The sequence below is a fragment of the Bacillus sp. AR13-1 genome (genome assembly GCF_008042285.1).
Lineage (GTDB): Bacteria > Bacillota > Bacilli > Bacillales > Bacillaceae_G > Bacillus_A > Bacillus_A mycoides.
In genome coordinates, this window is sequence record NZ_QNUA01000052.1 from 1 (window position 1) to 11,721 (window position 11,721).

Annotated in this window: 9 protein-coding genes; 3 read left to right on the forward strand and 6 right to left on the reverse strand. The window is 34.8% G+C overall.

Going from position 1 to position 11,721, the window contains the following annotated elements:
- Both DN408_RS28770 and DN408_RS28775 read right to left on the reverse strand, forming a co-directional pair.
- Positions 1 to 2,834 (reverse strand): MSCRAMM family protein (locus DN408_RS28770; RefSeq protein WP_179957922.1); only part of this gene is annotated, 2,834 nt, incomplete at its 3' end.
- Between the two features lie 421 nt (positions 2,835 to 3,255).
- Complete coding sequence (locus tag DN408_RS28775) at positions 3,256 to 4,128, reverse strand: Cof-type HAD-IIB family hydrolase (protein ID WP_000640394.1); 873 nt, start codon at positions 4,126 to 4,128, stop codon at positions 3,256 to 3,258.
- A 134-nt stretch (positions 4,129 to 4,262) separates the two neighbouring features.
- On the opposite strand from DN408_RS28775, the gene DN408_RS28780 reads away from it, so the two are divergent.
- Positions 4,263 to 4,877 (forward strand): DNA-3-methyladenine glycosylase, encoded by a 615-nt coding sequence (locus tag DN408_RS28780; RefSeq protein WP_002125522.1) that lies wholly within the window; start codon positions 4,263 to 4,265, stop codon positions 4,875 to 4,877.
- Between the two features lie 179 nt (positions 4,878 to 5,056).
- Here DN408_RS28780 and DN408_RS28785 read toward each other — a convergent pair whose 3' ends face one another.
- From DN408_RS28785 to alsS, 4 genes are all read right to left on the reverse strand, one after another.
- Positions 5,057 to 6,166 carry a glycosyltransferase gene (locus DN408_RS28785; RefSeq protein WP_002125521.1) on the reverse strand — a complete coding sequence of 370 codons (1,110 nt, stop codon included), beginning with the start codon at positions 6,164 to 6,166 and terminating at the stop codon, positions 5,057 to 5,059.
- Positions 6,167 to 6,216: 50 nt separating this feature from the next.
- Positions 6,217 to 7,296 (reverse strand): glycosyltransferase, encoded by a 1,080-nt coding sequence (locus DN408_RS28790; protein ID WP_002125520.1) that lies wholly within the window; start codon positions 7,294 to 7,296, stop codon positions 6,217 to 6,219.
- A 218-nt stretch (positions 7,297 to 7,514) separates the two neighbouring features.
- Complete coding sequence (gene alsD, locus DN408_RS28795) at positions 7,515 to 8,273, reverse strand: alpha-acetolactate decarboxylase (RefSeq protein WP_002125519.1); 759 nt, start codon at positions 8,271 to 8,273, stop codon at positions 7,515 to 7,517.
- Positions 8,274 to 8,289: 16 nt separating this feature from the next.
- Positions 8,290 to 9,978 (reverse strand): acetolactate synthase AlsS, encoded by a 1,689-nt coding sequence (gene alsS / locus DN408_RS28800; RefSeq protein ID WP_002125517.1) that lies wholly within the window; start codon positions 9,976 to 9,978, stop codon positions 8,290 to 8,292.
- 400 nt (positions 9,979 to 10,378) lie between these two features.
- Between alsS and DN408_RS28805 the strand changes: the two genes are divergently transcribed.
- Positions 10,379 to 10,939: an HAAS signaling domain-containing protein gene (locus DN408_RS28805; protein WP_002125515.1), complete on the forward strand. Its 561-nt coding sequence runs from the start codon at positions 10,379 to 10,381 to the stop codon at positions 10,937 to 10,939.
- A 21-nt stretch (positions 10,940 to 10,960) separates the two neighbouring features.
- Positions 10,961 to 11,590 (forward strand): NDxxF motif lipoprotein, encoded by a 630-nt coding sequence (locus DN408_RS28810; RefSeq protein ID WP_078178940.1) that lies wholly within the window; start codon positions 10,961 to 10,963, stop codon positions 11,588 to 11,590.
- The last annotated feature ends 131 nt before the right edge of the window (positions 11,591 to 11,721 follow it).

The following is an 11,721-nucleotide window of genomic DNA, read 5'->3' on the forward strand; positions in this document are numbered from 1 at the left end:
TATTTTCCTGGTTCTAATTTTCCAGAGATGACTTTACCTGTTTTATCTGTTTGTAACATCTCTACTTTCTTACCATCTTTATACACTTCAAATTCTGCGTCTGATAAAAGCTTCGTTTTATCGTTTGCATCTACTTTTACGATTTCAAATTGACCAAGGCTCTTACTATTCGTTACTTTTACATCAACAACTTTTTCACCGTTGACTGTTACATGAATTACTTGTTTTGTTAACTCATAACCTTCTGGTGCTTTTGTTTCTTCTAACGTATACTCACCCGGTACTAGTCCTTCTACTTTAACCGTTCCAGACTTATCTGTTGTAATTTTTTCTTTTACAACATTTCCTTTAGCATCTTTCAATGTAAATACTGCGCCTGCTAAACGTTCCGCTTGATCTTTATCATCTGTTTTAATAATTTGTAGAGAGCCCAAGAGTTTTTCATTTTCTGCCTCTACTTTTACTACTTCTTTCTCATTTTGAATTGTTACTTTCCATTCTTTATTTGAAATCTTGTAACCTGCTGGTGCTTTCGTTTCTTTCACTGTGTATTCACCTAATGGTAATTTCGGTAACATCGCTTTTCCACTCTCATCAGTTTTCAACTCTGCTACCTTTTTACCATCTTTATACACAGTAAATTCTGCATCTGATAATAGCTTCGTTTTATCATTCGCATCTACTTTTACGATTTCAAATTGACCCAGAACTTTTTCGTTCATTACTTCCTGTTTTACTACTTCATTTGCTACAACATTTACTTCCACTTTTAATTCTACCGCTTTGTAGCCTTCTGGCGCTTTCGTTTCTTCTAGCGTATACTTACCTGGCACTAAGTTTTCGAATGTCACAACACCATCTTTATTCGTTGTTTTCGCTTCTCCAACTACTTGACCATTTTCGTTTTTCAGTCTGAATTCTGCGCCTTCTAGAACTTTTCCACTCTCTGCATCCTTTTTGATTACTTGTAAGCTTCCTAGTTCTTTCGCATTTTCTACTTGTACTTGTACTACTTTGTTTGCTTCCACAACGACTTCAATTTCTTCTTTTAGTAATTTATATCCTTTTGGTGCTTTCGTTTCTTTTAACGTGTATTTTCCTGGTTCTAATTTCTCAGAGATTACTTTACCTGTTTTATCTGTTCGTAATGTATCTATTTTTTCACCATCTTTATACACTTCAAACTCTGCGTCCGATAATAGCTTCGTTTTATCATTCGCATCTACTTTTACGATTTCAAATTGGCCTGTAGCTTTTTCGGCGATTTTTTTATTCAACACATCTACAGTCACTGTTTTATTAGCAGCTACATCAACACGAACTGAGCTAGATGATAGTTCATAACCTTTTGGTGCTTCAACTTCTTTTAATGTATATGTTCCAACTGGAAGTTGTTTTGATAAAGCTGCACCTTTACCATCTGTAATAATTGTTTCAACAACATTTCCATCTTTATCTATAACATCAAATTTTGCACCTGGTAGAAGTTGACCAGATTCACTATCTTTTTTCAACAATTTAAATTGACCATTCTCTACTTTTTTCGTATTCTTCATAACAATTTCAATTACGTTTGTACCATTAATTGTTACTTTTACTGGTGTATCAACTTTTATATATCCTTCTGGTGCACTTATTTCTTTTACAAAATAGTCACCAAGTGGTAAATCCTTGACTTCAGCAATACCCTTTTCATTCGTTGTAACAGTAGCTACAACATTATTGTCTTTGTCTATAACATCAAATTTTGCATCTTTTAAAACAATGTTTTCATCGTTTGCATCAACTTTTTTAATTTGTAAATTTCCTTTTTCAACTGATGGATTTTTCCATTTCGGCCAGTTAAATTTAAAATTGTGAACCTCAAACCCATCTCTTTGGTGTAATCCCCCAACATAGGCTTGTCCATTAATAGAACCACCCTTTGTCTCTACAACAGCATTTGGAGCAAATACACTTCCTACTACGCCATATCCTTTTGTTGATATTTTTGTAGCATTCGGAAACGCCCAAATTACTTTACTAGCTAACTCAGTAAAAGGTGAATTAGGATCATATGCTTGTGATGTATTAATTAAGTCTGTTGCCATCCCAGTATTTTTCGTATCGTACAAAATTGCACCGCTACCAAAATTCACTTCTTCTGCGTCTGAATAAATAACAATAAAGTCTTTGTTATTTACATTCGGAAGATAAACATCTTTTACATCAAATGTTTTCTTTCCTGTTAAGCCTGAAGAAACATAAATATTAGGATTGTTTACATCCTCTCCGATGCCAAAACTCATATTAGGTTTTGGTTTATCAGTATGTAATTGACTCGCATTTCCAATTACACCATCAACGTCTTTTCTAAATTCTTTGAACTTGGCATCAATCTCTGCTTGCTCTTTATAAGAGATACGGTCATAAGATGACTTCATTGCACCTTCTGGGTCACCATCTTTTGTCATCGCCACTGTTCCATCTTGAATGATTACTTGTCCTGCTCCCGCTTTCGTAAATTGACCACCTAGTAATAATGATGGATATCCTTCATCTTTCCATGTTGCTCCAGCTAAGTTGTTTGCTCCAGTTGCAGCCGCTACGACTGTATAACTTGATGCGTTCATGTTCTTTTGAACAGCCATCGCACCCTCAATATCCGCACTCGTTGCACTATGATCACCAAAAATGATTGCGTTATAATAAGATGTATCGCCTAAACCTTTTAATTCTGTTGTAGCTGCCTCCGCTTTATACGGTAAATGGATTAAAAAATTCATACATACTAACAATATAATTATAAAACTACTGCATATCTTTTTTACTTTTTGACTTAATGATTTCCTCAAGAAATTCATTCCCCCTTTTCAAATTTCAAAAACTTATAACAAGAAGTACATTTCAGATGTACTTAAAACCTATTCATACTAATTTACAAATAATCCATTTAAATAAAACAAAGAAGCTCTACAACTAATTGGCGAAACTACTACAATTCATTTTTGAGATAATACGTGAACTAAACTAACATGCTGAAGTGTTTTTACGTACGGGAGCTCAATAAAATTAACTCGAAGAATATTTCATGTGGTGTAACTATTTTGGCAACATCATCCACTCTACAACAGTTTTCTAAAGTATTCAAGTGAATTGTATGGATTACAGACACAATTCCTCACCTGAAACGCTTTCATTTCTTATTGGAATATTGATTTAAACTTTTCAAATAAAGTCGACAAAAAAACGTAGCCAAAAAGCTACGTTTTTCTTTCATCGTTTCGGTGTATGTTTGTGATTCTTTAAAAAAGGAAGCGGGAATTGCTTACGAAAATGCTCTTTAATCATGTACTCTACGCCGTTCTCAGTATTAGAACGTGTAATCCAGTCTGCGGCCTGCTTTAATTCTACAGGAGCGTTCCCCATTGCTACCCCAAGCCCAACATTTTCAATTACCTCTAAGTCTTCTACGCTATCTCCAATCGCAACCATTTCACTAAGGTTAATATTTAAATGCTCCCCAAGTAATTGTAAACCACGTAGTTTTGATACATTTTGAGGGAGAATTTCTATATGTCTTTCATCACACTCGACGTACTCTACATCTTGAAATGCCTTTTTTAACGTATTCATCCCTCTTTCTTTTTCACCTTTCGTATGGAAAACAATATCAATTTTTGGCGCAGCTACTGGATGATCACGCAGTGCATCCCCTAGCGAATCTACAAATTGAACTGGATAAAATAACGGATCTGCGCTTGATAATACAGTACGCGCAATTAAGTTTGGTGTATTTCTCTCACGATTCCCAATTGAATATCGTTCATGAGAAATGCGAACATTACAATCAAAATGCTCTAACACTTGCACAATATTAAAGGTTTTCTCTTCAGATAATCTCCTTTGAGCGAACGGCTTATCTAACGATGCTGAAACGAAAGCACCGCCATGCGTAACTAATATAGAATCTAATTTTAACGCCTTCGCTATTTTATGAGCAGATTGAAAATTACGATTCGTAAATAATGTAACGTATACATCTTTTCTTTTCACAAAGTCAATTGTTTCTCGTATCCCTTTTGCGATTTTTCCGTTGTTGTATAGTAGTGTCCCATCTATATTAAGAGCTAGTAAGCGATAAATCATGTCGCACTCCCCCTCTTCGCTGTTGTACTCTATCCATAATTTATGAAATAAATTTAGTAAATAGAACGAGTTAGAATTACTACTGAAAATTTGGTTTACTATATACATATACAACTGGCAAAGGAGATAGTACAATGCAGGCACCACCTTCTTTTTATGAAGGCGATACATTAGTGGTCGCAAAGAAGTTACTCGGACATAAACTCGTTCATATTGTAGACGGCATAAAGCGGAGCGGAATTATTGTAGAAGTAGAAGCATACAAAGGTCCAGATGATAAGGCCGCTCATAGTTACGGAGGCAGACGGACTGATCGAACAGAAGTAATGTTCGGCGCACCAGGACATGCTTACGTATATTTAATTTACGGCATGTATCATTGCTTTAACGTAATTACAGCAACAATCGGCACCCCGCAAGGAGTTCTCATTCGTGCTCTTGAACCTGTAGATGGAATCGAAGACATGAAACTAGCGCGCTACAACAAAACTGACATTACGAAAGCTCAGTATAAAAACTTAACAAATGGCCCCGGAAAACTATGCCGCGCGCTCGGAATCACTTTAGAAGAGCGCGGCGTATCACTTCAAAGTAATACGTTACATATTGAATTAGTTCCTGAAGAAGACCATTTATCATCCACACATAACATAATAGCTGGCCCTCGTATTAATATTGATTATGCAGAAGAAGCCGTTCACTATCCATGGCGGTTTTATTATGAAAAGCATCCGTTTGTTTCAAAATAAAGAAGCTATCCTATAAGTAAGTGAAACCAACTTATAGGATAGCTCTTTTTTCGTAATTCATCACACGTCGAAAAGCCGAAATCCGGGCTCGGATTTCGGTTTTGTTTCTATAAAAGAAACCGTTGTTCCTCCAACATTGCCAAATACAGCTCATCTCCAAAGAGAAAATCTTAAAAGCATTATTTTTTTAATGCATAATAATTATCCAAATTGAATTTCGACATAATGAAAGTTCCTGTTGGCGTTAAAAGTTGTGACATAGATTGTATGACCTGCGGTAATTTCGCTGGCTCAATAGGATGTGATAACAAAATGTACTGGAATTTTTCATCTGTAAATACCTCATGTAACTTGTCATACTCAGCAGAAGTTGTAGGAGCTACCCTATTTGCAAGAGCTGCTGCTTTTTCATTAATTTCTGCTCCAAATATGGAAACTGCCGGGTAACGCCTTTTCATTTCTAATAAAGTTGCACCACATCCAGCTCCTATATGAAGAATATTCACTTGATCAGGCGCAAATCGATCTACAATTGCTAGTAAATCATAATGAATGTATAAACTTTCACCATAAAACCCCCATTTTTCATACAATTTTATATTATTTGCATGTAAAACTACAGAAAATTTCATACTATCTTCTTTCCATGAGACACTTCCGTAGTGATGAATAAATGTATCTTTACATAAATACAGTTTATATCCTTTTTCAAACATTCTTAGTGACAAATCATCATCTTCATAATTCCCCGGTGTAAATCGTTCATCTAATAATCCAACTTCATCTAACACTGATTTTTTTATAAGCATACAGAATCCGATTAATTTCATACGTTCTTCCCATTTATTTTTATCACTTTGATTATATAAAGTTGCAAACTTCTGCATTCCTTCAATATCTTTATAAAAGGTTGGTATAGCAGTATAGTAAGCGGCATTATTAGTTATGGGCCCTACCGCTCCAGTATCCTTACTTTCATATAAACACCGAATTAAGTTGCTTAGCCAATTTTCAGTTACGACCACATCATTATTCAATAATAGAATATTGTCACCTTTTGCCTCTTTAATTCCCTGATTACATCCCTTTGGAAAACCCATATTCTCCGCATTTTCCACTAGCATAATATCCGATTGTTTTTGTAACCATTCTACAGTACCATCTGTTGACGCGTTGTCCACAACTATTAACTCATACTCTTGTTCCACTGTATAAGTTCTAATACTTTGGATGCATTCTTTTGTATACTGTAATTGATTATGAGTCAATATAATTATACTTGTGAGCATGAATCAAACTCCTCTCAGCAGCCAAAATGATTATCTAGTATTATTAAATATTATTTTTCCGATAAACTATCAAAATATTTTCTATTATATTCAATGCTCGGATTATTAGGTATGAACAGTGCAGCTTGTTCGTTATGATAAATTGCCTTTTCATATTCTTTTATTCGATCATAACAAATACATAGTTGAATATGCGGCAACCATGTATGACACTCTTCTCGGACAAACGGCGAATCCTTTGGTCGTGGCCCGTCAATTGCTGCATGGTACCAATATATCGCTTTAGAATATTCCCCTTGTTGCAAAAATACACGTCCTAAGTGGCAACAAAGTTCTCCTCTAGGCGTGTCATACGTAAATGATTGCAAACAAGACTGTATAGATTTTTTTAAGTCCCCCAATTCTAAATAACATTCGGCTCTTTTTAAACATGCTTGAATGTTATCTTCAACCCAACCCTTTTCTTCATCTAAAAACCTAGAATACCCCTTAACAGCCTTATCAAATAATCTGTGATCCTTACATTCATTTGCATAATAGTACACATCGCGGGGGCTAAACTCTTTTCCACTCTCAAGATGTTTTTCATATATTTTCAAATTACGATTAGTATATGCTTTTTCTTTTTTATGACTTACCCCTACGTCACTATTTATAAGATTTCCATACACCTCTAAATATTCATGAACAAATCCATACCATTGAAAATTTTTACTTCTGTTGACTAATCGATATCTCCTTAAAGAATGTGTTGGATTTCCTTCTATATCAAAAGTTAAATAATATTTCATAGATACTGCATCCGTACTACGATCTAACGTATGTTTTAACTGCAACAATTTCTTTATATCTTCCGTATCTATTATGTCATCTGCGTCTAGCCAAAGAATATATTCTTTTGTAGCTTTAGAAAACGCAAAGTTTCGTGCCGCTGAAAAATCTTCAATCCATTGAAAATCATAAACTTTCGCGTCGTACTTCTTCACAATTTCTTTTGTAGCATCTGTGGAACCTGTATCTACAATAATAATTTCATCCACAACACTTTTAACCGATTCTAAGCATTTTGATATAGTTTGTTCTTCATCTTTTACAATCATGCATAAACTAATAGTAATGGAGTTTTCCATCATATCCCCCCTATCCTTTTGATGTATATGTTTGGAGAGAAATTTATATTTCTTTTGCTTCAAAATTGAGTTTTCATTTTACAAAAGAAACATAATGAGGCGGTGCAGTGAAATTGGATAGGGGAATTTCACTCGAAGATTGCAAATCAATGAAAAAAACCGAAGCCTGAACAAGACTTCGGTTCTTTATATAGAGAATACATAATTTCGATTCCTTTTTACTCCGCACCTTCCGCGGTCGCAATATCATTCTCTAAGTTTTCTCTTGATAATTCCGCCGCCATAAAATCAGCTGTTTCAGGAAGTGCTAAATGCATATGAGCTTTTTGACAAATTTGGATCGTACAGTTTTCTACAACATAGTCGAAAACATGTCCTCCCCCGCTTCTTTCATCATCAATATAATGTAAGTGGAAACCAGCTACACCAATACCTTGCGCATAATCTGGTGTCCAAAATCCAGCTAGCGTACCTTCTGTATCTTTAAACGAAAAAATCGGTTGTGATTTCGTCACTTCAACGAGCGGCGTATACGGTTTTTCTTGTCTTGGAACAGTTCTCGTTCTAACTTCACGGAACGTTCCATCCATTCGAATACCATAAAATAAGTTTTTACTTGGCATTAACTCATGTAATAATGCTTCCACTTCTTCACGATTCATCGGATGCTCTACCGTATAACTCATTTCTTTTTCAAAAAACGTTACAGTCGCAAAAGGTGTTGTTTCTTCCGGTTCTACTTTTTCCGCTGAACCGTCTGAACGTAAATGGTAAAACTCATTATCAAACGCAATCATTTCACCATCTAATTGATCAAATGTACCGATGCCAAAATCGCCACGTTCTTTCAGTTCCTCAAAGTTAATAACACCATCGTATATACCATCTAATAGCGCAAGCATTGTAGATGTTTGATATACTTCATTACTCATTTTCGTTCTTTTTGCATCAATATCAATTAATTGCGCAACAGTCATCTCACTCATGCCCCCATCAGTTTAATTGGTTTGGTAATAATTTTTCGCTTAATTTAATGTTGTCACGGTAGTCAATTGGAATATCAATAATGACAGGACCTTCTGCTTCTAACGCTTCTCTCAATACACCTTCTAATTCGTCTGGTGTATTGACACGAAGACCTATTGCTCCAAAACTTTCTGCATATTTCACAAGATCAACATCGCCAAACTCTGTAGCTGATGTTCTACCGTATTTCATCATTTGTTGGAACGCAACCATATCATATGTACCGTCTCTCCAAACGAGATGTACAACCGGTGCATTTAAACGTACCGCTGTTTCTAACTCCATCGAAGAGAATAAGAAACCACCATCACCTGACACTGAAACAACTTTTTTACCCGGCTCAACTAAAGTAGCAGCAATTGCCCAAGGAAGTGCAACACCTAACGTTTGCATACCGTTACTAAATAATAGTCTACGTGGTTCATAAGAACGGAAACATCTTGCCATCCAAATAGAATGGGAACCGATGTCACATGTAACGGTTGTATCGTCACTAATTAAAGAACGAAGTGTACGAATGACTTGAAGTGGATGCGTAACACCTTCTGAAGCACGATTTGGAACTTCTGCTTGCTCTGATAATTTCGAGCGTAATCGTTCTAAAACTGCTTCAGATTTCGTATTTAATACAAGCTTCGGTAATTTCTCCGCAATGCTATTTACAGTTAAAGCGATATCGCCAATTAATTCACGCTCTGGTTGGTAATCATGGTCGATATCTGCTTGGTGATCATCAAGGTGAATAATTGTTCTATCGCCAAGTTTATTCCAGAATTTCGGATCATACTCAATTGGGTCATAGCCGATAGATAAAACAAAATCCGCTTCTTCTAGTAAAATATCACCTGGTTGGTTACGGAATAATCCAACGCGGCCGAAGAAATGATCTTCTAACTCACGTGAAATTGCACCAGCTGCTTGATACGTTTCAACAACAGGAAGTTCTGTACCAGCAATTAACTCACGAACTGCTTTCGTTACTTCATTGGTGCTTGCTCTCATACCGAGTAAAATAACTGGTAATTTTGCTGATTTTATTTTTTCTACTACGTATTCAATATGATTTGTGGGAGCGATTCCAAGCTGTGGCTTAGAAAGCGCACCGATAGATTCTACTGTCGTTTCCGCAGTCATAACGTCTTGCGGAAGACTTACAAGTGTTGCTCCTGGATTTGTAGAAGTAGCACTTCGAAATGCATTAGTAAGTGCTTCTGGTACATTATCAGGATGCTCGACTTCTACGCTATATTTAGTGATTGGTTCGAATAATGCAGCATTATCCATAGATTGATGCGTACGTTTTAATCGATCTGTACGCGGAACTGCACCAGCTAAAGCAACAACGGGATCACTCTCCGCATTCGCAGTAACAAGACCTGTCGCTAAATTTGATGTCCCTGGTCCTGAAGTTACAAGACATACGCCCGGTTTCCCTGTTAATCTACCAATGGCAGCTGCCATAAATGCTGCATTTTGTTCATGACGACAAACAATTAACTCTGGTCCTCTTTCTTGCAGTACATCAAATACAGAATCAATCTTCGCTCCTGGAATACCGAAAACATGTGTAACACCTTGTTTAATTAAACAATCAACAACAAGATCTGCTCCTTTTGTTTTTGTTTTCACGTCGTTTGCTTTTACACCTGTACTCAAACTAATCATCCCTTTATTTCATAATGTGTGTAATAAAGATTTTTAATTTCACCTAGTTAATTAATGTGGTGAAGTATTATTTATCATTATATTACAAATGCATTATTTTTCCAACGATATGAATTTGACAGTTTTTTGACAACCTCTAAGGAATACGCTTACAACCCTTTGTTTATCCTAAAATAATATTTTTATATCTCCTCTAAAAATGCACGAAAAAATTCCATCTAATCACAGTATTAATAAGATTATAGTACCTTGCAAAGAACACTACTAAATGATATATTTGTAAATATTGGAATACCCAGTAATTGGAACGCACCTTATAATTCGTATCCCCCTTTTCAAAAGATAGGATTCTCAGCTGTAATTCATCATTTTATAAAGGAAAGTGATTGTTATGAACAAAAGTGAATTTTTGGAACAACTTAGTTCTTCCCTGCCGAATATGCCTAGTTTAGAAAAGAAAGATATTATTTCAGAGTATGAAACTCATTTTATCAGTGCTAAACAGGATGGGAAATCTGAAGAAGAAATTTCCAGGAAACTAGGAGACCCTAAAACTATTGCTAAAGAACTTAATGTTTCCTATGCAATACAAAACGCGGACAATAAACGAAGCTTCAAAAATATGATAACCGCACTATTTTCTGTTATGAGCTTAAGTTTTTTAAACTTTATATTTATCATTATCGCCTTTTTCTTATTACTCTTTCTATTACCGATTCTTCTAGCACTTATAATTGCCACTCCATTCTTAATCATTTCACCTATTTTATTAATAGGGTTAGGATTTTTTAACGGGTTTCATCAAATCAGTTATTCCAATGTCTATAATGTATTCATAGCTTTTTGCATCGGCTTACTCATATCCGTAATATCTTACCAAATGATAAAACATGTATACTCACTTTTAGTAAAGTATTTAAAATGGAATTTAGCCGTTTTACAAAGATACTAATGAATGAAAAAGGAGATTAAAATGAAAAAATATACTTTATATCCATTCATGCTGCTCGCTATTGTATTTATATCTGCTTGTTCACACGATACACAATCTAATGAAGCAAATGATACACGATATGATAAATTAGACAATGCACAATCTATTAAAGATGTTACTATTAAAATTCCAGAACATATATTCAGCTCTCAAAAAAAGAATGAAACTATTAATGAAGATGAAATGAAACAAAGTATAAAAAATTATATAGATTATAGTTGGGAATTATCTGAAAACATTATTCCACTTGTTTCAACAATTTCTGATAAGAATTTTACTGAATCCGATCGAGAAAAATTACAAAAACTAATAGATTTAGCGAAACAAAATGATACAAATTTCCACGATTTTATTAATAATAATACGATCCCTGATGATTATAAAAAACCTTCAAATGAAATCTATGAATTTATTTCATCATCTACGGCACTTATATTAGAACTAAAACAGAAAACTGATAAATTTATGCAAAATAGTAGCTTACCAGATATAGATTTTTCTTTTTCAAAACATTTCACTAAAGCTAATGGAAGAAAGCAAAAAGAAATTGAAAACTTTTTGAACGAAAAAAATATTAAAACTTCAATCAACAGTAATAAAAAAAATTAAAGGTTGTATCACATATCCCCTTCAAAATAGTCACTAAAGAATGACTATTTTGAAGGGGATTTTTTGTGGAATAACTATCAAATTCCCTAAATAAAAAAGACGCCCCATCCAATGCAGTGACCCCTGTCAAG

Bases quoted from the DNA above. Each gene is read 5' to 3' on its own strand.
- DN408_RS28775 (WP_000640394.1), bottom strand. From the start codon at position 4,128: ATGATTTATCGCTTACTAGCTCTTAATATAGATGGGACACTACTATAC.
- DN408_RS28780 (WP_002125522.1), top strand. From the start codon at position 4,263: ATGCAGGCACCACCTTCTTTTTATGAAGGCGATACATTAGTGGTCGCA.
- DN408_RS28785 (WP_002125521.1), bottom strand. From the start codon at position 6,166: ATGCTCACAAGTATAATTATATTGACTCATAATCAATTACAGTATACA.
- DN408_RS28790 (WP_002125520.1), bottom strand. From the start codon at position 7,296: ATGGAAAACTCCATTACTATTAGTTTATGCATGATTGTAAAAGATGAA.
- alsD (WP_002125519.1), bottom strand. From the start codon at position 8,273: ATGACTGTTGCGCAATTAATTGATATTGATGCAAAAAGAACGAAAATG.
- DN408_RS28805 (WP_002125515.1), top strand. From the start codon at position 10,379: ATGAACAAAAGTGAATTTTTGGAACAACTTAGTTCTTCCCTGCCGAAT.
- DN408_RS28810 (WP_078178940.1), top strand. From the start codon at position 10,961: ATGAAAAAATATACTTTATATCCATTCATGCTGCTCGCTATTGTATTT.